The organism is Pseudomonas sp. PICF6 (assembly GCF_009831705.1).
GTDB classification, from domain to species: Bacteria; Pseudomonadota; Gammaproteobacteria; order Pseudomonadales; family Pseudomonadaceae; genus Aquipseudomonas; species Aquipseudomonas rhizophila.
Window position 1 is genome coordinate 13,014 of record NZ_WUUD01000018.1, and the last position, 22,584, is coordinate 35,597.

The 22,584-nt window shown below is 61.8% G+C and carries 23 protein-coding genes; 14 read left to right on the forward strand and 9 right to left on the reverse strand.

Features of this window, described 5'->3' with window-relative positions; translation table 11 throughout:
- On the forward strand, window positions 1-1,460 hold a 1,460-nt coding region (locus GSM73_RS11200), incomplete at its 5' end, for a CoA-acylating methylmalonate-semialdehyde dehydrogenase (protein ID WP_372241375.1).
- A 10-nt stretch (window positions 1,461-1,470) separates the two neighbouring features.
- Window positions 1,471-2,358 carry a 3-hydroxyisobutyrate dehydrogenase gene (mmsB, locus tag GSM73_RS11205; protein WP_047229526.1) on the forward strand — a complete coding sequence of 296 codons (888 nt, stop codon included), beginning with the start codon at window positions 1,471-1,473 and terminating at the stop codon, window positions 2,356-2,358.
- Between the two features lie 88 nt (window positions 2,359-2,446).
- Here mmsB and GSM73_RS11210 read toward each other — a convergent pair whose 3' ends face one another.
- On the reverse strand, window positions 2,447-2,791 hold the full coding sequence (locus tag GSM73_RS11210) for a cupin domain-containing protein (RefSeq protein ID WP_047229527.1): 345 nt from the start codon (window positions 2,789-2,791) through the stop codon (window positions 2,447-2,449).
- Between the two features lie 97 nt (window positions 2,792-2,888).
- Window positions 2,889-3,773, reverse strand: coding sequence for a LysR substrate-binding domain-containing protein (locus tag GSM73_RS11215; protein ID WP_047229528.1), 885 nt, complete (start codon window positions 3,771-3,773; stop codon window positions 2,889-2,891).
- A gap of 217 nt (window positions 3,774-3,990) precedes the next feature.
- Between GSM73_RS11215 and GSM73_RS11220 the strand changes: the two genes are divergently transcribed.
- Window positions 3,991-4,755 (forward strand): sulfite exporter TauE/SafE family protein, encoded by a 765-nt coding sequence (locus GSM73_RS11220; RefSeq protein WP_139051220.1) that lies wholly within the window; start codon window positions 3,991-3,993, stop codon window positions 4,753-4,755.
- Here the strand turns inward: GSM73_RS11220 and GSM73_RS11225 are convergent.
- Window positions 4,745-5,059, reverse strand: a complete 315-nt coding sequence (locus GSM73_RS11225) for a putative quinol monooxygenase (protein ID WP_047229530.1) — start codon at window positions 5,057-5,059, stop codon at window positions 4,745-4,747. The genes GSM73_RS11220 and GSM73_RS11225 overlap by 11 nt on opposite strands.
- A gap of 196 nt (window positions 5,060-5,255) precedes the next feature.
- Between GSM73_RS11225 and GSM73_RS11230 the strand changes: the two genes are divergently transcribed.
- Together GSM73_RS11230 and GSM73_RS11235 are read left to right on the forward strand one after the other, a co-directional pair.
- Complete coding sequence (locus GSM73_RS11230; RefSeq protein ID WP_047229531.1) at window positions 5,256-5,846, forward strand: NAD(P)H-dependent oxidoreductase; 591 nt, start codon at window positions 5,256-5,258, stop codon at window positions 5,844-5,846.
- A gap of 109 nt (window positions 5,847-5,955) precedes the next feature.
- A complete protein-coding gene (locus GSM73_RS11235; protein WP_076386452.1) occupies window positions 5,956-6,867 on the forward strand; it encodes a LysR family transcriptional regulator in 912 nt (303 codons plus the stop codon).
- A gap of 93 nt (window positions 6,868-6,960) precedes the next feature.
- Here GSM73_RS11235 and GSM73_RS11240 read toward each other — a convergent pair whose 3' ends face one another.
- Window positions 6,961-7,440: an Lrp/AsnC family transcriptional regulator gene (locus GSM73_RS11240; protein WP_047229533.1), complete on the reverse strand. Its 480-nt coding sequence runs from the start codon at window positions 7,438-7,440 to the stop codon at window positions 6,961-6,963.
- Between the two features lie 415 nt (window positions 7,441-7,855).
- Between GSM73_RS11240 and GSM73_RS11245 the strand changes: the two genes are divergently transcribed.
- On the forward strand, window positions 7,856-8,836 hold the full coding sequence (locus GSM73_RS11245) for a DUF6515 family protein (protein WP_047229534.1): 981 nt from the start codon (window positions 7,856-7,858) through the stop codon (window positions 8,834-8,836).
- Between the two features lie 135 nt (window positions 8,837-8,971).
- On the opposite strand, the gene GSM73_RS11250 is transcribed toward GSM73_RS11245, so the two are convergent.
- Both GSM73_RS11250 and GSM73_RS11255 read right to left on the reverse strand, forming a co-directional pair.
- Window positions 8,972-9,865, reverse strand: coding sequence for a cation diffusion facilitator family transporter (locus tag GSM73_RS11250; RefSeq protein WP_047229535.1), 894 nt, complete (start codon window positions 9,863-9,865; stop codon window positions 8,972-8,974).
- Window positions 9,866-9,893: 28 nt separating this feature from the next.
- Entirely contained in the window at window positions 9,894-10,313 is a 420-nt protein-coding gene (locus GSM73_RS11255) for a hypothetical protein (protein WP_047229536.1), read from the reverse strand.
- Between the two features lie 95 nt (window positions 10,314-10,408).
- Between GSM73_RS11255 and hrpB the strand changes: the two genes are divergently transcribed.
- The 3 genes from hrpB to GSM73_RS11270 all read left to right on the forward strand — a co-directional run bounded on the left by hrpB (window position 10,409) and on the right by GSM73_RS11270 (window position 15,411).
- Window positions 10,409-12,925, forward strand: a complete 2,517-nt coding sequence (hrpB, locus tag GSM73_RS11260) for an ATP-dependent helicase HrpB (protein ID WP_076386450.1) — start codon at window positions 10,409-10,411, stop codon at window positions 12,923-12,925.
- 110 nt (window positions 12,926-13,035) lie between these two features.
- Window positions 13,036-14,088 (forward strand): LacI family DNA-binding transcriptional regulator, encoded by a 1,053-nt coding sequence (locus GSM73_RS11265; protein WP_139051216.1) that lies wholly within the window; start codon window positions 13,036-13,038, stop codon window positions 14,086-14,088.
- Between the two features lie 162 nt (window positions 14,089-14,250).
- Window positions 14,251-15,411 (forward strand): mandelate racemase/muconate lactonizing enzyme family protein, encoded by a 1,161-nt coding sequence (locus GSM73_RS11270; protein WP_076386446.1) that lies wholly within the window; start codon window positions 14,251-14,253, stop codon window positions 15,409-15,411.
- 59 nt (window positions 15,412-15,470) lie between these two features.
- Here GSM73_RS11270 and GSM73_RS11275 read toward each other — a convergent pair whose 3' ends face one another.
- Together GSM73_RS11275 and GSM73_RS11280 are read right to left on the reverse strand one after the other, a co-directional pair.
- Window positions 15,471-16,550 carry an endonuclease/exonuclease/phosphatase family protein gene (locus GSM73_RS11275; protein ID WP_047229540.1) on the reverse strand — a complete coding sequence of 360 codons (1,080 nt, stop codon included), beginning with the start codon at window positions 16,548-16,550 and terminating at the stop codon, window positions 15,471-15,473.
- A 91-nt stretch (window positions 16,551-16,641) separates the two neighbouring features.
- Window positions 16,642-17,304: a hypothetical protein gene (locus tag GSM73_RS11280; RefSeq protein WP_076386444.1), complete on the reverse strand. Its 663-nt coding sequence runs from the start codon at window positions 17,302-17,304 to the stop codon at window positions 16,642-16,644.
- Window positions 17,305-17,481: 177 nt separating this feature from the next.
- Here GSM73_RS11280 and GSM73_RS11285 point away from each other — a divergent pair, with 177 nt between their 5' ends.
- The 3 genes from GSM73_RS11285 to GSM73_RS11295 all read left to right on the forward strand — a co-directional run bounded on the left by GSM73_RS11285 (window position 17,482) and on the right by GSM73_RS11295 (window position 19,482).
- Entirely contained in the window at window positions 17,482-18,243 is a 762-nt protein-coding gene (locus GSM73_RS11285; protein ID WP_076386442.1) for a DUF2076 domain-containing protein, read from the forward strand.
- Between the two features lie 125 nt (window positions 18,244-18,368).
- Window positions 18,369-18,848, forward strand: a complete 480-nt coding sequence (locus GSM73_RS11290; RefSeq protein WP_003185707.1) for an NYN domain-containing protein — start codon at window positions 18,369-18,371, stop codon at window positions 18,846-18,848.
- A 22-nt stretch (window positions 18,849-18,870) separates the two neighbouring features.
- Window positions 18,871-19,482 (forward strand): PolC-type DNA polymerase III, encoded by a 612-nt coding sequence (locus GSM73_RS11295; protein WP_047229543.1) that lies wholly within the window; start codon window positions 18,871-18,873, stop codon window positions 19,480-19,482.
- A gap of 133 nt (window positions 19,483-19,615) precedes the next feature.
- Here the strand turns inward: GSM73_RS11295 and GSM73_RS11300 are convergent, their stop codons facing one another.
- A complete protein-coding gene (locus GSM73_RS11300; RefSeq protein WP_047229544.1) occupies window positions 19,616-20,068 on the reverse strand; it encodes an Lrp/AsnC family transcriptional regulator in 453 nt (150 codons plus the stop codon).
- A 161-nt stretch (window positions 20,069-20,229) separates the two neighbouring features.
- Here GSM73_RS11300 and yedA point away from each other — a divergent pair, with 161 nt between their 5' ends.
- Window positions 20,230-21,132 (forward strand): drug/metabolite exporter YedA, encoded by a 903-nt coding sequence (gene yedA, locus GSM73_RS11305; protein ID WP_160892555.1) that lies wholly within the window; start codon window positions 20,230-20,232, stop codon window positions 21,130-21,132.
- Between the two features lie 57 nt (window positions 21,133-21,189).
- On the forward strand, window positions 21,190-22,527 hold the full coding sequence (locus tag GSM73_RS11310; RefSeq protein ID WP_047229546.1) for a DEAD/DEAH box helicase: 1,338 nt from the start codon (window positions 21,190-21,192) through the stop codon (window positions 22,525-22,527).
- Window positions 22,528-22,584 lie beyond the last annotated feature (57 nt).

Genomic DNA, 22,584 nt, shown 5'->3' on the forward strand with positions numbered 1-22,584 from the left:
GGGTTGAATCCCAGTCCAGCGAATGGCACGACATCGTCAACCCGGCCACCCAGCAGGTACTGGCGAAAGTCCCGTTCGCCACGGCGTCGGAAGTCGATGCCGCCATTGCCGCCGCCCAGCGTGCTTTCCAGACCTGGAAGCTGACCCCCATCGGTGCGCGGATGCGCATCATGCTCAAGCTCCAGGCGCTGATTCGCGAGCACTCCAAACGCATCGCCGCCGTACTGAGCGCCGAGCAGGGCAAGACTATCGCTGATGCCGAGGGCGATATTTTCCGTGGCCTGGAAGTGGTCGAACACGCCTGTTCCATCGGCACCCTGCAAATGGGCGAGTTTGCCGAGAACGTTGCCGGCGGCGTCGATACCTACACGTTGCGCCAACCGATTGGTGTGTGCGCGGGCATTACCCCGTTCAATTTCCCGGCGATGATTCCGCTGTGGATGTTCCCGATGGCCATCGCCTGCGGTAACACCTTCGTGCTCAAACCGTCGGAGCAGGACCCGCTGTCGACCATGCTGCTGGTGGAGCTGGCCATCGAGGCTGGCGTGCCGGCGGGCGTGCTCAACGTGGTGCATGGCGGCAAGGATGTGGTGGATGCCCTCTGCACCCACAAGGACATCAAGGCGGTTTCCTTTGTCGGCTCAACGGCGGTCGGCACCCACGTGTATGACCTGGCGGGTCGGCATGGCAAGCGCGTGCAATCGATGATGGGCGCCAAGAACCATGCGGTGGTGTTGCCTGATGCCAATCGCGAACAGACCCTCAATGCTTTGGTCGGCGCCGGTTTCGGGGCGGCGGGCCAGCGTTGCATGGCCACTTCGGTGGTGGTCATGGTGGGCGCGGCCAAGCAATGGCTGCCCGAGCTCAAGGCCCTGGCGCAGAAGCTCAAGGTCAACGCCGGCAGTGAGCCGGGCACGGATGTCGGCCCGGTCATTTCCAAGCGGGCCAAGGCGCGGATTCTTGAATTGATCGAGAGTGGCGTACAGGAAGGGGCCAAGCTGGAACTTGATGGCCGTGACATCAGCGTGCCGGGTTTCGAGCAAGGCAACTTCGTCGGCCCGACCCTGTTTTCCGGCGTGACTACCAGGATGCGTATTTACACCGAAGAAATCTTTGGTCCGGTGTTGGTGGTGCTGGAAGTCGACACCCTTGATCAGGCAATCGCCCTGGTCAATGCCAACCCGTTTGGCAACGGCACCGGCCTGTTCACGCAAAGCGGGGCGGCGGCGCGTAAATTCCAGAGCGAAATCGACGTCGGCCAGGTGGGGATCAACATCCCGATTCCGGTACCTGTGCCGTTTTTCAGCTTCACCGGCTCCCGTGGTTCGAAACTCGGTGACTTGGGCCCCTACGGCAAACAAGTGGTGCAGTTCTACACTCAGACCAAGACCGTTACCGCACGCTGGTTCGATGATGACAGCGTCAATGACGGTGTGAACACCACCATCAATCTGCGTTAAGGAGCCGGACATGAAGATCGCATTTATCGGTCTGGGCAACATGGGCGCCCCCATGGCGCGCAATCTGCTCAAGGCCGGCCATTCGCTGAACCTGTTCGACCTGAACCAGACGGTGCTGGCTGAACTGGCCACATTGGGCGGCACCATCAGCGCCTCGCCTCGCGATGCGGCCCAGGGCGTGGCCCTGGTGATCACCATGTTGCCGGCTGCTGCTCATGTACGCAGTGTCTGGCTGGGTGACGACGGTGTACTGGCCGGCATCGCCGCCGGTACGCCCGCGGTGGATTGCAGCACCATCGACCCGCAGACCGCTCGCGATGTTGCCGCCGCAGCCGCCAAACAAGGCGTAGCAATGGCCGACGCGCCAGTCTCCGGCGGCACCGGTGGCGCAGCGGCCGGCACGTTGACCTTCATGGTGGGTGCCACCGCTGAATTGTTCGCCACCCTGCAACCGGTGCTGGCGCAGATGGGCCGTAATATCGTGCATTGCGGCGACGTCGGCACCGGGCAGATCGCCAAGATCTGCAACAACCTGCTGTTGGGGATTTCCATGGTAGGCGTCAGCGAAGCCATGGCCCTGGGCGATGCCCTGGGGATCGATACGCAGGTACTGGCCGGGATCATCAACAGCTCAACAGGCCGTTGCTGGAGTTCAGACACCTACAACCCGTGGCCTGGCGTGATCGAAACAGCACCGGCGTCCCGTGGCTACACCGGGGGCTTTGGTGCCGAGCTGATGCTCAAGGACCTGGGCCTGGCTACCGAAGCGGCGCGGCAGGTTCATCAGCCGGTGGTGCTAGGCGCGGTTGCGCAGCAGTTGTACCAGGCGATGAGTCAGCGGGGCGAGGGCGGCAAGGATTTTTCGGCGATTGTTAACAGCTATCGCAAGCCGCAATAAGAGCTGGGGCATCGACGCCACAGAGCCTGTGCAATTTGGAAAGCTGTTTTCCGAGAGACCATGTCGGGTGGTCTCTCGGTTTTTTGTTTCAGGCGAAGACGAAGTATTTACGCACGGTCTCGACCACTTCCCACGTGCCTTTCATGCCAGGCTCGATGACGAAGATGTCACCGGCCCGCAGATGGATCGGCTCCATGCCATCGGGGGTGATGATGCAGTAGCCTTCCTGGAAATGGCAGTACTCCCACTTCACATAGTCGACGCGCCACTTGCCCGGTGTACAGATCCAGGTGCCCATGATCTTGCTGCCGTCTTCGCTGGTGTAGGCGTTGAGGTTGACGGTGTGCGGATCGCCTTCGAGTTTTTCCCATTTGCAGGCATCGAGTACGGGCAGCGGATGGGTATCGCGCAGGACGGTGATGGGGGCGGTCATGTGAACTCCGAAAGGGACAGAAGAGAGCAGGCACCCTAACGCGCGACATGATCGGGCAGATGCCTGTGCTCGACACCGGCCTATCCAGAAGCGCGCATCAGCGAGCGGTCAGGTGCGTGGCAAGGGCTTTGGCGTAGGCGGGCAAGTTGTCGAAGCGGCGGGCGCACAGCCGCAGTGAGCGTTGAGCCCAGGCCTCTTGCAGCGAGACCCATTGCCAGGAAGGTTCGGGCGGGCGCCGCGCGATCGCGGCCTTTGGCACGATGGCAATGCCCGCACCATGAGCGACCATGCGAATCACGCCATCAAAACCGTCGGCGCGAATGCGAATGTGCATGCGTCGTCCGGTGTGCAGCGCCTGTTCTTCGAGGTAAATCGCCAGCGCACTGGAAGCGTTCAGGCCTACATAATCATGGCCGAGGGTCTCATTGAAGTTCAGCGGACGACCGTCAGCCAGGGGATGTTCCGAGGGCAGGATCAATACCAGCGGATCATCGCGGAAGGGGCGGGTTTCAAGGCCGGCGATGTCCACCGCGTCGGAGATGATACCCAGGTCCGCCGCACCCTGACGCAGCGCATGGGTGATCCGTGAACTGGGCAATTCCTGCAGATCGATGTCGAGGTTGGAATGGGCCTTGAGAAAGTCGGCCAGCAATTCCGGCAGGTATTCGGTCATGGCGCTGGTGTTGCACAACAACCGCACCCGGCCTTTGACGCCGCGGGCGTATTCGCCGAGGTCCTGTTGCAGGTGTTCGGCATGTTGCAGCAACACCCGGGCATGTTGCGCCAGTGCCTGGCCGGCCGATGTGGGTGTTACACCGCGCCGCCCGCGTTCGAGCAATTCAATCCCCAGGGAGGCCTCCATGGCCCGGACCCGGGCACTGGCCGCTGCCAGGGAGAGATGGCTGCGGGCAGCGCCGGCAGTGATGTTGCCGGTGTCGAGGATGTGCAGGTAGAGGCGCAGGTCGGTGAGGTCGAAGTGCATGGGGGATGTGATCCTGTGCCGGGTTCTGGGGTGTCTGGAACATTGTCATCGCGAGCAGGCTCGCTCCCACGAGAACAATGCAGGATCCAAGGTGGGAGCGAGCCTGCTCGCGATGGCGTCTACAGCCTCAGCAAATTCTTCAGCCTCTTGCTCGGCCAGAGGCTATCTCAGTATATGGCAGATTCAAAACCCGACCGCCAGGGCCCACGATAGCCCCATGAACACACTCATGGCTTTCTATCAAAATCTTGGCCCTGCCCTTTCTTTGCTGGTCATAGGCACTTTCCTGCTGGCCGGCACCATCAAGGGTGTGATCGGCCTCGGCCTGCCGACCATTTCCATGGGCCTGCTCGGCCTGGCTATGGCTCCGACACAGGCTGCGGCGTTGCTCGTCATCCCGGCCACGCTGACCAATATCTGGCAACTGACCTTTGGCGGTCATCTGCAAACCCTGATCAGGCGCTTGTGGCCACTGTTGCTGGCGATTTGCATCGGCACCGCTCTGGGCACGTTGTGGTTCGATACGGTGGGAGGACCTTGGGCGGTGCGAGCATTGGGTGGCGCGTTATTGCTGTACGCGCTGAGCGGGCTGTTGCTGCCGACATTGCGGGTCGCTGCCAGTGTTGAGCCGTGGCTCGCACCGTTCTGCGGTCTGCTCACTGGCCTCATCACTTGTGCGACGGGTGTGTTCGTCATTCCGGCGGTGCCGTACCTGCAAGCGTTGGGCTTGAGCAAGGACGAACTGGTGCAGGCGTTGGGGTTGTCATTCACGGTTTCGACACTGGCCCTGGCGGCCGGCCTGCTGTGGCGCGGCGCCTTGGGCGGTGGCGAATTAAGTGCTTCGGTGCTGGCCCTGGCGCCAGCGCTGTTGGGGATGTGGCTGGGGCAATGGCTGCGTCAGCGCATCAGCGCCGTGCTGTTCAGGCGGGTGTTTTTCATTGGCCTCGCTGTGCTCGGCGGCCATTTGCTGATCAGCGGCTAGCCGAGGACGGGCTGAGCATGTCGACGCGGCGGATCTCGAAATCGCGCTCCAGGTATTCCATGCGCTGCTCAAAAAACTGCTTCATGTGCGGCAGGTTCGAATGCACGTCCAGATGAGCCTGGGATTGCCAGATTTCATAGAAGATAAACAGGGTCGGGTCTTGCCGGTCTCGCAGCATGTGATATTCGATGCAACCGGGTTCGGCACGGCTCGGTTCCACGTAGGCACGAAACAGCGTTTCGAAGGCTTCGGCTTTTTCCGGACGGGTCTTGGCGTGCAGGATGAAACCGTGCAATTCGCTCATCGGAGAGGCTCCTGAATAAAAGTATGCGAATGCTACGGCAAGAATTGGCTACCTATTCGTGCGTATAGGTCAAATCAGTTTTGCCGTTGCAGTGCTTACTCCGCCGCAAGCTCATCGGTACTCTGCCGCCATCATTTTCAATCTTTCCATTGGGTGACCGTTCAACCGTGTCCCCTGGAATCCGATGAGGCTCTCCATGAAAAAAGTCCTGCTGCTCAACGGTGGTAAACAATTCGCTCACTCCGACGGTCGCTATAACGCCACCCTCCATGATGCGGCGGTCAGCGTGTTGGACCGTGGCGGGTTCGATGTGAAAACCACGTTCATCGACGGTGGTTACGACATCAAGGAAGAAGTTGCCAAATTCCTCTGGGCCGACGTGATCATTTACCAGATGCCAGGCTGGTGGATGGGCGCGCCGTGGACCGTCAAGAAATACGTCGATGAGGTCTTCACCGAAGGCCATGGCAGCCTCTATGCCAGCGACGGCCGCACCCGCTCCGATGCTTCGCAGAAATACGGCAGCGGTGGTTTGTTGCAGGGCAAGCAATACATGTTGTCGCTGACCTGGAACGCCCCGCAGCAAGCCTTCGATGACCCGACCGACTTCTTTGAAGCCAAGGGTGTGGACGCTGTGTACTTTCCGTTCCACAAGGCCAACCAGTTCCTGGGCATGAGCGGATTGCCAACCTTCCTGTCTGTGGACGTGATGAAACGCCCGAATATCGAGGCCGATGTGGCGCGTTATGAGCAGCACTTGATTGAGGTGTTCGGCCTGAAGGCGTGACCTTTCTTTTGTCACGTATCCCGATACTATCCTGGGGCTCGGGTCCGCTTTGCGGCCCGGCGGGGATAGATTCCCTCGCCACAAGAGAGCGCAGTCGACAGGGGGATACGTGAAAGCCAGATCCGACGAATTGCAGATTTTCGTCTGCGTGATCGAGTGCGGGTCGATATCCGCCGCCGCCGAGCAGGTCGGGCAGACGCCGTCTGCGGTCAGTCGTACCTTGTCGCGCCTGGAAGCCAAGCTCGATACCACGCTGATCAACCGCACCACGCGGCGCATGGACCTGACCGAAGAGGGCAAGTATTTCTTCGAGCAGGCCAAGGGCATTCTCGACCAGATGGATGAGCTGGAGGAGCGCCTGTCGTCTCGCCAGAAAAACCCGGCGGGGCGGTTGCGGATCAATGCGGCTTCGCCTTTCATGTTGCACGCTATCGTGCCGCATATCGAAGAGTTCCGCGGGCTCTACCCGGATATCCAGCTCGAACTCAACAGCAACGACCTGATCATCGATTTGCTCGAGCAAAGTACCGACATAGCGATCCGCATCGGCACCCTCAGCGACTCGACGCTACATGCCCGATCCCTGGGGTGCAGTCCGCTGCATATCCTGGCCAGCCCGGCCTATCTGAAGCAGCACGGTACACCTGCCACTGTCGCCGAACTGGCCCGGCATGCACTGTTGGGGTTTGCCCAGAATGAGGGCCTCAATCAGTGGCCGCTGCGCCACGAGCACGGTGATCGTTGGCCGATCCAGCCTGCCATCAGCGCGTCCAGTGGCGAAACCGTGCGTCACTTGGCGCTGCAAGGGCAGGGCATAGCGTGCCTGTCGGACTTCATGACCCGTGAAGACATCCGTGCCGGCCAGCTCAAGGTGCTGCTGGCCGATGCCAACAGCGGATATCGCCAACCGATCAACGCGGTGTATTACCGCAACTCCCAACTGGCCCTGAGGATCCAGTGCTTTCTGGACTTTATCCAGGGCAAGCTCGCCGAATACGCCTCGCGGGAATTCAAAGGCTGATTCGTGGCTTCAAGGCGAGTGTGGTTTGGGTTCGGGGGCTGGCCGATGCGCGCGTACGTCGGTGAGCGGCTGTGAAGCGGCGCTCGTTTGTCGTCAGCCGCGCAGATGAGTCAGCGGCAGTTCGGTGCTGTTGAGCACCTGGTTCAACACGAAGCTGGACCGCACACTGGTGACCCCGTCAATCCGGGTCAGATGCCCCAGCAGCAGTTTCTGATAATGGTCCATGTCCGGCACCACGACCTTGAGCTGGTAATCCGCATCCATGCCGGTCACCAGGCTGCATTCCAACACCTGGGGCAAATTGCGGATAGCGGCTTCGAAGTTCTCGAAACGTTCAGGGGTGTGGCGGTCCATGCCGATGAGCACGTAGGCCGTCAGGCTCAGGCCGAGCATTTTGCGGTCGAGCAGGGCGACCTGACGGGTAATGTAGCCGTCGTCTTCCAATTGCTTGACCCGCCGCGAGCAGGGGGACGGCGACAGGCCGATGCGTTCGGCCAGCTCCTGATTGGAGATGCGCGCGTCGCGCTGCAATTCCGCCAGAATGCTCAGGTCGTAACGGTCGAGTTTGCTCATTGGTCGGGCCTTTGTCTGGATAATTGCTGGATATTATCTATCGCAGGTAAAAAATTGCGCAAGTGATGTTTATTTACGCAATCTTCGCAATCATTCGTCGGTGCTCCGAGCCTATTCTTATCACCAAGATCACTGCTCGGACAAACAGTCCAGTGCGGCCCGCCTAATCCGGCCGGCCGCGGTCGCAGCACCCACCGGTGTCTGGCAGACCCCCGAGCTGCACACTGTCCAGAAGACGGCGTGAGGTGAGCCGACGTCAAAAGCGTCGCGCACGGACGAAGTTCTCAAGGGGAGGCCGACGGGCCTCCCTTTTTTATGCCTGCGAAATAATGGCGGCGACTGATAATCTGTCGCAGAACCGGCCTAGGCTTTTCCAGTCTCATTCATCAGGCCCTGAACCGTTGTGAGGAATTTCATGAAGTCGCGCATCTGGCGTTTGGCAGGTGTTGGTCTGTTGTGGGCAAGTGTCAGTGCGCAGGGAGTGGCCGACGATCAGCAAAATCGTGGCGGCCCGGACGGGCGAGGTGGCAATGGCCAGGGTTATTCAGGCCAACCCCGGCCACAGAGCAACGAGATCATTCGCGGCGACAACAGCCGCCAGTTTGAGGTCCAGCCTCACGCTCAAGGCGGCCAGCCCTACAACCGCCCGCCGCAAGACCCCAATGGTCGTCCGCCGCAGCCACCGGGTAACAGCCTGCCGATCCAGGGCCGCCCCGACAGCGTGACCCAGACCCAGGAGCCGAGGCCGGGTTACTACCGCGATATTCCGCGCCGCAGTGATGGTTATCCGAGCGGTGGGCCACGCCCCAGCCATGACTCTCGCCCTGATCAGCACTGGTCCGGTCGGCCGGACGGTCATGGCAACGGCTGGGGGCCGGGGCCGCAATATCGTCCTGGGTATGTAATCGATCGTTTTCCGGATCGTCACTACCGCGTGCCTTACCGTGGCCATGACTATTTTTATTCGGGCGGTTACTGGTATCGCCCCCAAGGGCCGCGCTATATCGTGATTGAGCCGCCGCGCGGAATCCGTACCCGTTATCTGCCCGATTATGCCCGGGAAGTCTGGATCGGCGGCTCGCTGTTTTTCCTCGCCGCCGGTGCCTATTACATCTACGAAGCCAACACCCGGGACTACGTCGTCGTTGACGCGCCGGTGAGCAACCCGCAGCCCCAGCCCCAAGGCAACAGCTACGATGTGGTGGCTTATCCAGCCAACGGCCAGTCTCCCGAGCAGGTCAATCAGGATGGCTACGAATGCTATCGCTGGGCGGTGCAGCAGAGCGGTTTCGATCCGCGCAACTACACCTACCCGCCCGCGCCGCAAGTGGTACAGACCTATCGTCAGGCCCAAGGGAGTTGCTTGAGCAGTCGTGGGTATCAGGTGACGTACTGATCACTCGAAAGAAAAACACTCCCCTGTGGCGAGGGAGCTTGCTCCCGCTCGGTTGCGCAGCGACCGTAAAATCTTGGGCCTGCTGCGCAGGCCAGCGGGAGCAAGCTCCCTCGCCACGGGGTTCTGTGTTCGGCGTCAGGCGCTGGTGCGCTTCACCACTTCCGACGGATCGGCATGCACCAACACTTCCGCCTTCGGATAGGCGCGGTGTATGGCATCGGCGGCCTGGTCGCTGATGCCGTGGGCTACTGACAGGGTCAGTTCTCCCGGCAGTTCCAGATGCAGTTGCACGAACCAATGGTTACCTGAGATCCGCGTGCGCAGATCGTGGGCACCCAGTACCCCGGGCACCGCGCAGGCCAGTTCCAGCATGCGCTGGCTGACGTCGGGCGGCAGTTCCTCATCCATCAATACCGCGAAGCTTTCCCGGGCGATCTGGATCGCGCTCCACAGGATGTAGACGGCGATGCCCAGGCCGAACCAGGCATCCAGTTGATGCCAGCCCAACCCGGCCAGCACCAGGGCGACCAAGATGCTGCCGTTGAGCAACAGATCCGAGCGATAGTGCAGCGAGTCAGCGCGCACGGCGTTGGAGCCGGTGGCGCGGACGACCCGATGTTGCAGCGCCAACAAGGCCAGGGTCAGCCCCAGGGAGAATACGATCACGCCGACACTGAGCCAGGCCGCTTCCACCGGGACCGGGTTTTTCAGACGCTCAAACGCCTGTAGCGCAATCAACACGGCACTGCCGCCGATGAACAATGCCTGGGCCATGCCGGCCAGGGACTCGGCTTTGCCGTGGCCGTAACGATGGTCCTCGTCGGCGGGGCGCAATGCGTAATGCACCGCCAGCAGGTTGAGCAGCGACGTGACGCCGTCCAGCGCCGAGTCGGTCAGGCCGGCGAGCATGCTCACCGAGCCGCTCAGCCACCAGGCCAGTGCCTTGGCAATGACCAGAATAAGCGCCACGGCCACCGAAGCACGGGTGGCCAGACGCAGCAGACGGGCATGTTCGGTGCTGGTGGTCATGGCGCGGTCGTTCCTTCAATAGCGCCCATCACGCGGCCGGTTTAAGCCCGAGGGCGGCCAGTTGCTGGGCGTTGCCCTTGCTTTGGATCAAACGTGGGTCGTCCAGGGGGAAGCTGCGGCCCAGTTCGCTCTCCAAAATCGCTTGCAGCTTTTGGTTGTTGACGCTGCCGTCGGCGTTGATCGCCGGCTTGAGTTTTTCTGGCTCGATCTGGACGCTTCTGCCGGGCTCGAAATAAATCGCCCCGGTGGCGAAGTCCACGGCGAACGCGATCAGGCCGGGGATGATGTAGAACAGCAGGCCGACGGCGTCCAGCGCGGCAATCGCCGGGTCGATCTTGCCGTCGATCTGGCCGCGACGGTCGGGGTAGAAGATCGAGCCGCAGGCGCTGATCTGGGTCAGCAGGGAGGCGACCAGAACGCCGCCGATCACGCGAAAGGGAATACGCATAGCAATCTCCTGAGCAGGTAAAGGCGTTGCTGGTTGGAGTCCAGACCACGCTAAACAGTTCGCCGTTATACTCGGCCCTCTGTTTTGGAGCCAGCATGATTTCTTTGCCGATTGATGAAGTTTTACCTGCCCTGCGTCAAGCCTTGGCGTCGCGTCACGAAGCCGTGCTCGAAGCGCCGCCCGGCGCTGGTAAAACCACCCGCGTCCCCTTGGCCCTGTTGAATGAGTCCTGGCTGGCCGGGCAGACGATTCTGATGCTTGAGCCCCGGCGCCTGGCGGCACGGGCGGCGGCCGAGCGACTGGCCAGCGAGCTGGGGGAAAAGGTCGGTGAAACCGTCGGCTACCGAATTCGTCTCGACAGCAAGGTGGGCCCCAAGACCCGCATTGAAGTGGTCACCGAAGGCATCCTCACCCGCCGCTTGCAGGACGACCCGGCGCTGGAGGGTGTGGGGCTGCTGATTTTTGATGAATTCCACGAACGCAGTCTCGACGCCGACCTGGCCCTGGCCTTGAGTCTCAATGGCCGCGAGCTGTTTCGCGACGACCAGCCGCTGAAAATCCTGCTGATGTCCGCGACTCTGGAAGGCGAGCGCCTGGCCGGGTTGTTGGACGACGCGCCGATCCTGCGCAGTGAGGGGCGCATGTTCCCGGTGACGGTGCGCTGGGGCCGGCCGTTCCAGCCCGGCGAGTTCATCGAGCCGCGCCTGGTGCAGACCGTGCTCGAAGCCCTGCACGATGAAACCGGCAGCGTGCTGGTGTTCTTGCCTGGGCAAGCGGAGATCCGCCGGGTTCATCAGCAACTGGCCGATGCCTTGGGTGAAGGCGGCAATGTGCTGCTCTGTCCGTTGCATGGCGAGCTGGACCTCGCCGCCCAACGCGCGGCCATCGACCCGGCGCCGCCCGGCCAGCGCAAAGTGGTGCTGGCCACCAACATCGCCGAAACCAGCCTGACCATCAATGGCGTGCGGGTGGTGATCGATGCCGGATTGGCGCGGGTGCCGCGTTTCGATCCGGGCAGCGGTATGACTCGCCTCGACACCCAGCGGATTTCCCGGGCCAGCGCCACTCAGCGGGCCGGGCGGGCCGGGCGTCTGGAGCCGGGGGTGTGCTATCGGTTGTGGTCCGAAGACCAGCACGAACAACTGGCCGCTTATGGCAGCGCAGAGATTCTTTCGGCGGACCTGGCCGGGCTGGCTCTGCAATTGGGGCGTTGGGGCGTGACGCCGCAGCAATTGGTCTGGCTCGACATCCCGCCCACCGCCGCTTATGCCCAGGCGCAGGAGCTGCTGCAACGCCTGGGCGCGCTGGACGGCGAGCAACTGACCCGTCATGGCCAAGCCATGGCCGAACTGCCGGCTCACCCGCGCATCGCGCATTTGCTGCTGCGGGGGCAGTCGCTGGGGCTGGCGGACATGGCGTGCAACGTCGCGGCGCTGTTGGGTGAGCGAGACATTCTGCGCGGCGCCGGGGCGGACCTGCACACGCGCCTGGCGTTGCTGTCCGGTGAAGAGCGGGCGGCCCGTGGCGCCCAGGGCGGGGTACAGCGGGCGCGGCAACTGGCCCGGCAATATCGCGGTTACCTGCGGGGCAAGGCCGAAGACGCCGTCGCCGACCCCGAACATCCGCGCTGGCTGGGCGCTTTACTGGCGTTGGCCTACCCGGATCGCGTCGCTCAACAGCGGCGGCCCGGCGGGGCGGAGTATCGCCTGGCCAACGGCCGTGCAGCGTTGTTTGCCGAAGCGGACAGCCTGATGAAACAGCCGTGGCTGGTGATCGCCGACCTGGGCAGCCGTCAGGGGCAGCGGGAAGAACGGATCTACCTGGCGACGGACTTCGATCCGGCGCTGTTTGATTCGGTGCTGGCCGAACAGGTGCGCACGGTGGATCAACTGGATTGGGACGAGCGTGAGGGCGTGCTGCGGGCCGAGCGCCAGCGCAAGGTCGGCGAACTGGTGCTCAGCCGTGAGCCACTGACCGGGCTGGATGAGTCGGCGCGCAGCCAGGCGCTGGTGAATCTGGTACGGCGCAAGGGTCTGGAGTTGCTGCCCTGGACGCCGGAGCTGCGGCAATGGCAGGCGCGGGTGGCACTGTTGCGCCGGCTCGACCTGGAGGCCAAGAGCGAGAGTGATTGGCCAGATGTCAGCGACGGAGCGCTACTGAACACGCTTGAGCAATGGTTGATGCCGTACCTGGGACGCGTGTCACGCCTCAGCCATTTCGCCAACCTGGACCTGTCGAGTATCGTCCACAACCTGCTGCCCTGGCCCTTGCCGCAACGGCTGGATGAATGGGCGCCCCATCATCTGAGCGTGCCCTCGGGCTCGTCGATTCGCCTGGACTACAGCGAACACCCGCCGATTCTCGCGGTACGCTTGCAGGAACTGTTCGGCCTGGCCGACACCCCACGCATTGCCGGCGGCCGACAGGTCGTCAAACTGCACCTGTTGTCACCGGCGCGGCGACCGGTGCAGGTGACCCAGGATCTGGCGAATTTCTGGCGCAGCACCTATGCCGAAGTAAAGAAAGACCTCAAGGGACGTTATCCCAAGCATTACTGGCCGGACGATCCGCTGGTGGCCGAAGCCACGGCCCGGATCAAACCCCGCAAGTGATAAACCGCCGGTTTGGCCCGCCAGCACGGGGGCGCAAATGGTAGATTCACTGACCCATCAACTGCTTTATACGCAGTCCCGGTTACTTGGCTTCAGATTCGGAACAGTTCATGGCAAAGAAACCAGCAGCGCCCACCTCCCAGGCACCGATGACCTTGGCCACCAGGGGTTCGAGCCTGACGTTGATCGATGTGGCAAAGATTGCAGGCGTCTCGCCAATGACCGTTTCCAGGGCTTTGCATCGCCCGGAACTGGTGAGCGAGAACACGCGGGAGAAGGTCCGCGAAGCGGTGCGCCAATCGGGCTATGTGCCGAACATGCTGGCGGGTAGCCTGGCGAGCAACAAAAGTCGTCTGGTGGCGATTTTCCTTCCAACCATCGCTAACTCCATTTTTGCAGACACCGTGCAATCGCTGATGGACCGCCTGACCCAAGCGGGCTATCAAACCCTGCTCGGTCTGACCGGCTACAGCGCGGAGCAGGAAGAGAAACTGCTTGAAGCCGTACTCGGTCGTCGTCCGGACGGCATCGTATTGACCGGTACGCTTCATACCGAATCAAGCCGCTTGCGACTCGCCCAGGCGGGAATTCCCGTGGTCGAGGCCTGGGATTTGAGTGAAGACCCTTTGGACATGCTGGTTGGCTTCTCCCATGAAAAAGTCGGGCAAGAGACCGCGCGACATTTGCTTGAAAAGGGTTACCAGCGCTTTTCCGTGGTGACCATCAGCGACCCGCGTGGCCTGCGTCGCTGCAACAGTCTTATCGCCGAGCTGCAGCGCCAGGGCATTGAAGAGGTGCCCATGGAAGTCCTGGCGCCCCCCGCCACGCTGGAGGTGGGGCGCGAGGGGCTGCGGCGGCTGCTGGATCTGCCGGTGCGCCCCGACATCGTGGTGTGCAGCTCCGATACCGTGGCTCAAGGTGTGTTGGCGCAAGCCGCCAGCCTTGGCTTGAAGGTGCCCGCTGAGCTGGCCGTCATGGGCTTCGGGGATCTCAGCAGCGCGGCGCAGGTTTACCCGGCACTGTCGACCGTCAGCGTCGATGGCGGCAAGATTGGCCTGCAAGTGGCTGAGGCACTGCTTGAACGATTCGACAATCCCGGCGCCCATCTCAAACCCGTGCGAATTGACACCGGCTTCACGTTCATCGACCGCGCCAGTACCTGAGCCTGGCAGTCGATTTTCCGGGGATTTACGGGATTGAATGATTGCGCAATCAGTGTAGTATCGAGGCAAGAGACCTTCTGAAGCATCGACGAAGGTCTTTTTTACGTCTCGTGATGATTGCGCAATCATCGTCGCCTTCAGAGCCTGTCCAAGGAGAGCCCCATGCTCGTACAACAACAATCACTCAAGTCCTCCGACGACGACCGAATTGCCTGGGTTCGTGTCGCTTCGGTCATCCTGCCGCTGGCCAATCCCGTCAGTGATGCCAAGGTCCTTACCGGACGGCAAAAGCCGATGACTGAAATCGCCATCCTGTTTGCCGAAATCGAGACCGTCGATGGGCATCAGGGCCTGGGTTTCAGTTACTCCAAACGTGCCGGCGGGCCGGGACAATTCGCTCATGCCAAGGAAATCGCCCCGGCGCTGATCGGGGAAAATCCCAGTGACATTGCCAAACTCTGGACCAAGCTGTGCTGGGCTGGCGCGTCGGTGGGCCGCAGCGGTATGTCGACCCAGGCCATCGGGGCGTTCGACGTGGCGTTGTGGGATCTGAAGGCCAAGCGCGCCAACCTGTCGCTGGCGCGCTTGCTCGGTGCTCAACGTGACTCGGTGCGTTGCTACAACACTTCCGGTGGCTTCCTTCACACCCCGCTTGATCAGTTGATGAAGAACACTGACCTCTCGCGAGAAAAGGGTATTGGCGGCATCAAATTGAAAGTCGGGCAACCGGATTGCGCCATCGACATTGAACGGGTCAGTGCGGTGCGCAAGCACTTGGGTGACAACTTCCCGTTGATGGTGGATGCCAACCAGCAATGGGATCGCCCGACGGCCCAGCGCATGTGTCGGCAGTTTGAAGCGTACAACCTGATCTGGATTGAAGAGCCGCTGGACTGCTATGACGCAGAAGGCCATGCCGCGTTGGCGCAGCAGTTCGATACACCGATCGCCACGGGTGAAATGCTCACCAGCGTTGCTGAACACGCCGAGTTCATCAAACAGCGCGGCGCTGATTTCCTGATGCCCGACGCGCCACGCGTAGGCGGCATCACCCCTTACCTGAAGGTCGCATCAATGGCCGAGCAGGCGGGCCTGATGCTGGCTCCCCATTTCGCCATGGAACTGCACGTTCACCTGGCAGCCGCTTATCCGACCGAGCCCTGGGTCGAGCATTTCGAATGGCTTGAGCCGCTGTTCAACGAGCGTCTGGAAACCCGCGACGGTCGGATGCTGGTGCCCACTCGCCCCGGTTTGGGACTGACGCTGAGCGAACAAGTCAAACCCTGGACGGTTCAGGAAGCCGAGACAGGTACTCGACCCTGATCAAGCGTGGGTTACGCGGACCAGCGCCACACTCGTCTGACGGCGAATGTGGCTTGGCATCACGGCGTGGCCGGCAACAGGAATCGGGCAATCACCGGCAAATGATCGGAGATACGCAAGGTATCGTCCTGCCGCACCCGAGCCTCGACCCGCTTGATCCGAGGGCTGTAGAACAGGTAGTCGACAGTGCGGTCAGGGCCGTTGAGGCCGGGGTCGTTCGGGTAGTGGGTCAGCCAGTGGCTGCGATCGATGCCGCTGGCTTCGTTGTTGGTGGGGATCATCGGGTATTTGTCCCACAGCAGGTGCAGAGGGCTGTCGGCGGAGTAGGGCGTGCGCTGCGCGGCTGGCAGGCGCCGGTATTGGCCCAGGGGTAGCAGATTGAAGTCGCCACCGATCAGCCAGGGTTTGCCTCGCGATTCAAGTTTGTCCAGTACCTTGCTCACGGCCTTGACCTGGTTCGGCAGGGTTTCATCCGGCTGCGTGGCCCGTTCCAGGTGGGTGTTGAGCACGACCAGGTGGCCACCACTGCTCAGCGGCAGGTGACTGACCAACAAAGCGTTTTTCGGCTGGAACTGACGGCTGATGAAATTGGCCCCGGCCACCGGCAACTGCACCCGTTCCGCTTGATCGATGCGGTAACGGCTCAACGTCGCCAACTGCCGGCCGACGCTGCCGAAGATATGCGGGTCGGGGATGAAATCGGCTTTCCAGTCAAAGGCGCTGGTGCTGCACGGATACAGGTCGGTCAATCGTTCCTGCAACAACTTGAGCTGGTTCTGGTAGTCGCTGGCCTTGGCGCCGTCGTCCAGTTCCTGGAGCAACACAACGTCCGGTTGCTCGTCGCGAATGACCCTTGCCACTTCGTCGAGGCTGAAGGCCATGTCTTCGAGGGTCGGGCTTTCATCGTCACCTTGGGCCAGGTCGTGCCAGAACACGTAGCGCTTGCCGGCCAGGAACTGGACGTTCCAGGTCATCACCTTCAAGGCCTGGCCAGGCACGAGCGTTGCGGTGTTGGCGGGGCAACTGACCGGCAGTGCTTCCCGGGATTGTGGGCGCCAGGTCAGGCTATAGATCGACAGGGCGGCCAGGCCGAGAATCAACAACAGGCCCAGCAAGGTGTAGCGCAATAGACGGGTCATGGCTCGACTTAAATGGGCAATACGCAAAAGTGATCCTGAGCATAACCGAGAGCAGTTGCCGAGCCCAAGCCCGTAACCTGCGCAGCAGTCGTCAACGGCTGTCAGGTTTTTCCGCGACCAGCATGAACATCCGGAACAGCACCACGGTGGTGAACAGCTGCAGGAAACTGTGAACGCTGTCGATCAGCAAGGTGATCAACGGGTTCTGGGGCGGCGGGTACACCGACAGGCTGGCGCCCTTGAGCAGCCAGAGCGGGACCATCACGCAAAGAATGCACAACAGGATGCGCCAGAAACTGCCGCGGCTCAGGCGCAGGCTTTCCTTCATTGCTGCCAGCGGAGTCAGGCCGCGCAGCACCAGCAGGTATTCGCCAAAGGCCAGGACCACCATCAGCCAAAGGCCCGGCAGGAAGTACAACGAAATGCCCACCAGAATCAGCAACGTATTGAGTGCGGTCAGCAGGGCAAAGCGTGGCCACAGGGTCAGGGCCGTCGCGAGAAGGTCACGGGGACGGGGCGATTCACCGCGACTGCGAGCGTCGAGAAACAGAATCAGCGCGGCGGTGTAGAGCGGGTATATCAGCAGCCCGACGATCAGGCTGTAGCCGGAAAAACCTTCGGGGCCCACGGCGCTGTCCACGCCTTGTTGCAGCACGGCCTCGAGGATCACCAGCGGCAGGCACAGCTGGGCGATCCGGCCAAGATGGCGTTTGAAGAAATACAAAGAGTCGCGCAGCACGTCAAACGGATTCATGAGTCGGTATCGCAGGTCAAAAAGCGGTCCGACACTTTAACCGATCAGGCGCCTGCACAAGCAAACGTAAACATCAGGTAAAGACCATTGAAACCTCTGTGCCCAGCCCCATTACTGCTGGCACCGGTCCTGTAGGGCCGGCATGGTTTTTCTACCCGGCAATCTGATGAGGTCGCCATGAACAGCGAAGAACAAACCCTGATCGATGGACTGTTTTCACGGCTGCAACAGGCCGAAAAGGATGCAGCCCCGCGCGATGTCCAGGCCGAGGCGCGGATCAAGGAACATATGACCCGCCAGCCCGCGGCGGGCTATTTCATGACCCAGGCGATTCTGGTGCAAGAGACGGCGCTCAAAAGCCTCGACGAGCAGAACAGGCAACTGACCCAGCAGATCGAGCAGTTGCAAGCGGACCTGCAACAGGCCCGGCAACAGCCTCCAGCGCCCAGCGGTGGTGGTTTTCTCTCGAGTATTTTCGGTGGCAGCTCGCGCGACCCACGGCCAACGTCCGCTCCAGGCGCTTCGCCCGCCAGCGGTGGCGGCTGGCGCGAACCGGCGCGGCCTGGCTTCAATGCGCCACCCCAGCAGAACTACGCCGCGCCGCCCGCTAACTACGGCGCCGCGCAACAGCAGGCTCCAGGGGCCGGCAGCTTCATGAGCGGCGCGCTGAAAACCGCGGCTGGTGTGGCCGGGGGCGTGATGCTCGCCCAGGGCATCAGCAGTCTGTTCCACGGTGCCCAGCAGCCTCAGGAAGTCGTCGAGGTCATCGAGCCAGAGCCGGCCCAACCGGTCAACGACACGGCAAGCAGTGACAGCGGCTGGGGCAATGACTCAAACGTCGCTGGTAACGATGCCTATGGCAACGACCAGGGCGGTTTCGCCGACGCCGACTACAGCGACGATTCATCCTTCTTCGGCGATGACGACTCCTTCGTCTGACCTGCCATTCGTCCGGGGCGCCCAGGTGCCTCGGACCGATTATTCGCGGAACATTCCTCTGGGCTGGCATACTGGGCAACTTTTCGGGCCCGCTCTGCCGGCTTGTGCATTCAAGAGGAAACGCGGTGAAAAAAATCGCAGTGTTCGCCGATGTCCAGAACCTCTACTACACCGTGCGCCAGGCTTATGGTTGCCATTTCAACTACGCGGCCTTGTGGGCCGATGTCAGCAAGCAGGGGCAGATCGTCGAGGCCTACGCGTATGCGATCGATCGCGGCGACAGCAAGCAGCAGCAATTCCAGCAGATCCTGCGCAACCTGGGGTTTGTCGTGAAGCTCAAGCCTTACATCCAGCGCAGCGACGGCTCGGCCAAGGGTGACTGGGACGTGGGCATCACCCTGGACATCATGGACGCCGCTGATCACGTTGACGAAGTGGTGTTGGCCTCCGGTGATGGCGATTTCGACATGCTGCTCGAACGTATCATCAGCAAACACGGGGTCCAGGCGGTGGCTTATGGCGTACCGGGGCTGACGGCCAACTCGCTGATTCGCGCCGCCAGCCGCTACGTGCCGATCGAAGGCGCGTTGCTGCTCAAGAATTGATTTTTACGGAGTTCAGACAGGTTTGGAACGCATCGCAGTCATCGACTTTGAAACCACCGGCATCACGCCGAGCAGCAGTTGCCGGGCCACCGAAATCGCCGTGGTGATTCTCGAACAGGGCCGGATTGTGGATCGCTATCAGAGCCTGATGAACGCCGGTGTGCGCGTGCCTGCGTTCATCGAGCAACTGACCGGCATCAGCAACGCCATGCTGCGCAGCGCCCCGCCGGCGGAAAAGGTGATGAACGAGGTCAACGAGTTCGTCGGCATCACGCCGCTGCTGGCCCACAACGCCGCATTCGACCAGAAGTTCTGGGATTTCGAGCTAGGCCGGATCAAACGCACCCGCTTGCAGAATTTTGCCTGTTCACTGCTGCTGGCCCGGCGCCTGATGCCGACGGCGCCGAACCACAAGCTCGGCACGCTCAACACCTTCGCCGGCCTGCCCCACACCGGCCAGGCTCACCGGGCCATGGCCGACGCCGAAATGGCCGCCAACCTCACCGCGCACCTGGCGACGCAACTGCGGCAACAGCACGGGCTGCGGGAGTTGTCCCACGATTTGCTGTGCAGTTTGCAGAAAGTGCCGGCGGCGAAGATCAACGAGCACCTCAAGCGGCATCGCGGGTTCTGAAAACACCCCCCAACAAGCCACTGTGGGAGCGAGCCTGCTCGCGATAGCGTCGGTTCAGTCGGCAACTAAGTTGACTGATACACCGCCATCGCGAGCAGGCTCGCTCCCACCGTTCTGATGTGTGTTGGCGCGATTACTTCCCGTTACCTTCCAACTGCCCCAACGGCACCCGCTTTTCAATCGCGCTGGACAGCACGATCGAGGTCTTGCTGAAACCGAACTTGGCGATGCGGTTGATCAGCTCTTCCAGTTCCGGCATCGAGCCGACCGCCGCCTGCATGATCACGCACGGGTCGCCCGTCACCCGATGGCATTCGGTCAGTTGCGGGATCCTGCACAGTTCATCGTAAGTCTTCTGGTTGCCGTGCTGGTTCATGCGCAGTTCGATGACGCACTGCACCGGCAAGCCGATCTTCGCCATGTCGACTTTCGCCTGGTAGCCGGTGATCACGCCGCTGGTTTCCAGCTTGCTGACCCGCTCGGCCACGGCCGGGGCCGACAGGTTCACTTTGCGGGCCAGTTCGGCATAGGACGCACGACCGTTTTCCAACAGGGCGCTGAGCAGCATGCGGTCGTATTTATCCACGGTTCGGGCTTCCAAGGGGCTGACTTTCGAAAGTACGGTTTATAACGCTGATCTCCGTGTTTTTAAAAGTGTACGGTTCGGATAAACAGGTTTTGTAACTTATTTTCCGCCTGTCGCCTTTCTAGAATAGCGTCTTTCATTGTCCTGACTTCGAGCTGACCATGCCTGGCCCACGCCGTTTCCCCTTGCCATTGATCGCTGCATTTTTTGCCTTGTACGTCATCTGGGGGTCGACCTACCTGGTGATTCGCATCGGTGTGGAGCATTGGCCGCCGCTGCTGCTGGCCGGGATTCGCTTCGTGATCGCCGGCTCGCTGATGTACGGTTTCCTGCGCTGGCGCGGGGCGCCGGCACCGACTTGGGCGCAGTGGAAGGCGGGGGCTGTCATCGGCGTGTTGTTGCTCAGTTTCGGCAATGGCGCGGTCAGTGTCGCCGAACACACGGGTGTGGCGTCCGGGGTGGCGGCGCTGGCCGTGGCGACGGTGCCGTTGTTTACCTTGCTCTGCGGATATTTCTGGGGCGCCCGTAATACCCGTCTGGAGTGGGCGGGGATTGTGCTGGGGTTGATCGGCATTGCCATGCTCAACCTCGGTTCCAACCTGCAATCGAGCCCATTGGGCGCGACCTTGCTGCTGTTCGCGGCGGCGTCCTGGGCCTTCGGTTCGGTGCTGAGCAAGCACTTGCCGCTGCCGGCGGGGGCGATGGCCAGTGCCGTGGAAATGCTGGTGGGCGGTGTGGTGCTATTGATCGGCAGCGTGGCCAGCGGCGAACACCTGGACAGCATGCCGCCGCTGGAAGGCTGGATCGCGCTGGCTTACCTGACCTGCTTCGGTTCGATCATTGCCTTCAACGCCTACATGTACCTGCTCAAGCACGTACGTCCGGCGGCGGCCACCAGCTATGCCTACGTCAACCCGGCGGTGGCGGTGTTGCTGGGCATTGTGTTCGCCGGTGAAACCATCGGGATCGAAGAGGCCCTGGCGATGTTGGTGATCATCAGTGCCGGGGTGTTGATTGGATTGCCCCAGTGGCGCAAACCCAAGCCTGCGCCGGCCGAATCCTGATTTAGGGTAAACTGCCGCGCATTGCACACCTTGCGCTGATTTTCCTACGGTACTTCCATGACTTTCGCCACCCTTGGCCTGATCGAACCCTTGCTGCGCGCCCTCGAGACGCTCGGCTACCAGACCCCAACCCCGGTGCAGGCCCAAGCCATGCCGGCGGTGTTGGCCGGTCGCGACCTGATGGCCGCGGCCCAGACCGGCACCGGCAAGACCGCCGGTTTCGCCGTGCCGCTGTTGCAGTTGCTGACCACCGAGGGGCCGAAGGTCAGCGCCAACTCGGTACGGGCGCTGATTCTGGTGCCGACCCGTGAACTGGCCGAGCAGGTCCACGAAAGCGTGCGCCAATACGCGCAGAACCTGCCATTGAGCACCTATGCGGTGTACGGCGGTGTCAGCATCAACCCGCAGATGATGAAGCTGCGCAAAGGGGTTGATCTGCTGGTCGCCACGCCGGGACGCTTGCTCGACCTGTTCCGCCAGAACGCGCTGAAGTTCAATCAGCTGCAGACCCTGGTGCTGGACGAAGCCGACCGCATGCTCGACCTGGGCTTCTCCGAGGAACTGGCGAATATCTACAAAGCGCTGCCGAAGAAGCGCCAGACGCTGCTGTTCTCGGCAACCTTCTCCGACGCGATCCGCTTGCTGGCCGGGCAAATGCTCAACGACCCGTTGAGCATCGAAGTGAGCCCGCGCAACGTGGCCGCCAACACCGTCAAGCAATGGGTGGTGACGGTGGACAAGAAGCGCAAGCCAGAGTTGTTTGTGCACCTGATGCGCAAGAACAAGTGGAAACAGGTGCTGGTATTTGCCAAGACCCGCAACGGTGTCGATGCGCTGGTGGAAAAACTCCAGGGCATGAGTGTCAATGCCGACGGCATCCACGGCGATAAACCCCAGGCCACCCGCCAGCGCGCGCTGGACCGTTTCAAGGCCAGTGAAATCCAGATCCTGGTGGCCACCGACGTCGCCGCTCGCGGGCTGGATATCGAAGACTTGCCGCTGGTGGTGAATTTCGATTTGCCGATCGTCGCTGAGGATTACATCCACCGTATCGGTCGTACTGGCCGGGCGGGTTCCACCGGGGAAGCGATTTCCCTGGTCTGCGCCGATGAAGTGAATCTGCTGTCAGCCATCGAAACCCTGACCCGTCAGACGTTGCCACGGCAGATGGAACAGGACTTCGAGCCTGAACACCGGGTGCCGGAGACCGATGCCAGCGGCCAGGTCATCAAGAAGCCGAAAAAACCGAAGAAACCGAAAGCCTCGGGCGGTGGCGGCAAGCGCAACCTGGGCAAGTGGGTCGACAGCGGCGACGCCTCACCCGTGGAGCCCTCGGTCAAGCCTGTGCGTAAAGTGCCGGTGTTCAACACCGGGCCGCGCAAGCGTAAGCCTTGATGACCCGCAGCGTTTGACAGGCCGCCATCGCGAGCAGGCTCGCTCCCACATTGACGG

What these genes read in the sequence shown, in the direction of transcription:
- mmsB (WP_047229526.1), top strand. Translation starts at nt 1,471, where the DNA reads ATGAAGATCGCATTTATCGGTCTGGGCAACATGGGCGCCCCCATGGCG.
- GSM73_RS11210 (WP_047229527.1), bottom strand. Translation starts at nt 2,791, where the DNA reads ATGACCGCCCCCATCACCGTCCTGCGCGATACCCATCCGCTGCCCGTA.
- GSM73_RS11215 (WP_047229528.1), bottom strand. Translation starts at nt 3,773, where the DNA reads ATGCACTTCGACCTCACCGACCTGCGCCTCTACCTGCACATCCTCGAC.
- GSM73_RS11220 (WP_139051220.1), top strand. Translation starts at nt 3,991, where the DNA reads ATGAACACACTCATGGCTTTCTATCAAAATCTTGGCCCTGCCCTTTCT.
- GSM73_RS11225 (WP_047229530.1), bottom strand. Translation starts at nt 5,059, where the DNA reads ATGAGCGAATTGCACGGTTTCATCCTGCACGCCAAGACCCGTCCGGAA.
- GSM73_RS11230 (WP_047229531.1), top strand. Translation starts at nt 5,256, where the DNA reads ATGAAAAAAGTCCTGCTGCTCAACGGTGGTAAACAATTCGCTCACTCC.
- GSM73_RS11240 (WP_047229533.1), bottom strand. Translation starts at nt 7,440, where the DNA reads ATGAGCAAACTCGACCGTTACGACCTGAGCATTCTGGCGGAATTGCAG.
- GSM73_RS11245 (WP_047229534.1), top strand. Translation starts at nt 7,856, where the DNA reads ATGAAGTCGCGCATCTGGCGTTTGGCAGGTGTTGGTCTGTTGTGGGCA.
- GSM73_RS11250 (WP_047229535.1), bottom strand. Translation starts at nt 9,865, where the DNA reads ATGACCACCAGCACCGAACATGCCCGTCTGCTGCGTCTGGCCACCCGT.
- GSM73_RS11255 (WP_047229536.1), bottom strand. Translation starts at nt 10,313, where the DNA reads ATGCGTATTCCCTTTCGCGTGATCGGCGGCGTTCTGGTCGCCTCCCTG.
- hrpB (WP_076386450.1), top strand. Translation starts at nt 10,409, where the DNA reads ATGATTTCTTTGCCGATTGATGAAGTTTTACCTGCCCTGCGTCAAGCC.
- GSM73_RS11265 (WP_139051216.1), top strand. Translation starts at nt 13,036, where the DNA reads ATGGCAAAGAAACCAGCAGCGCCCACCTCCCAGGCACCGATGACCTTG.
- GSM73_RS11270 (WP_076386446.1), top strand. Translation starts at nt 14,251, where the DNA reads ATGCTCGTACAACAACAATCACTCAAGTCCTCCGACGACGACCGAATT.
- GSM73_RS11275 (WP_047229540.1), bottom strand. Translation starts at nt 16,550, where the DNA reads ATGACCCGTCTATTGCGCTACACCTTGCTGGGCCTGTTGTTGATTCTC.
- GSM73_RS11280 (WP_076386444.1), bottom strand. Translation starts at nt 17,304, where the DNA reads ATGAATCCGTTTGACGTGCTGCGCGACTCTTTGTATTTCTTCAAACGC.
- GSM73_RS11285 (WP_076386442.1), top strand. Translation starts at nt 17,482, where the DNA reads ATGAACAGCGAAGAACAAACCCTGATCGATGGACTGTTTTCACGGCTG.
- yedA (WP_160892555.1), top strand. Translation starts at nt 20,230, where the DNA reads ATGCCTGGCCCACGCCGTTTCCCCTTGCCATTGATCGCTGCATTTTTT.
- GSM73_RS11310 (WP_047229546.1), top strand. Translation starts at nt 21,190, where the DNA reads ATGACTTTCGCCACCCTTGGCCTGATCGAACCCTTGCTGCGCGCCCTC.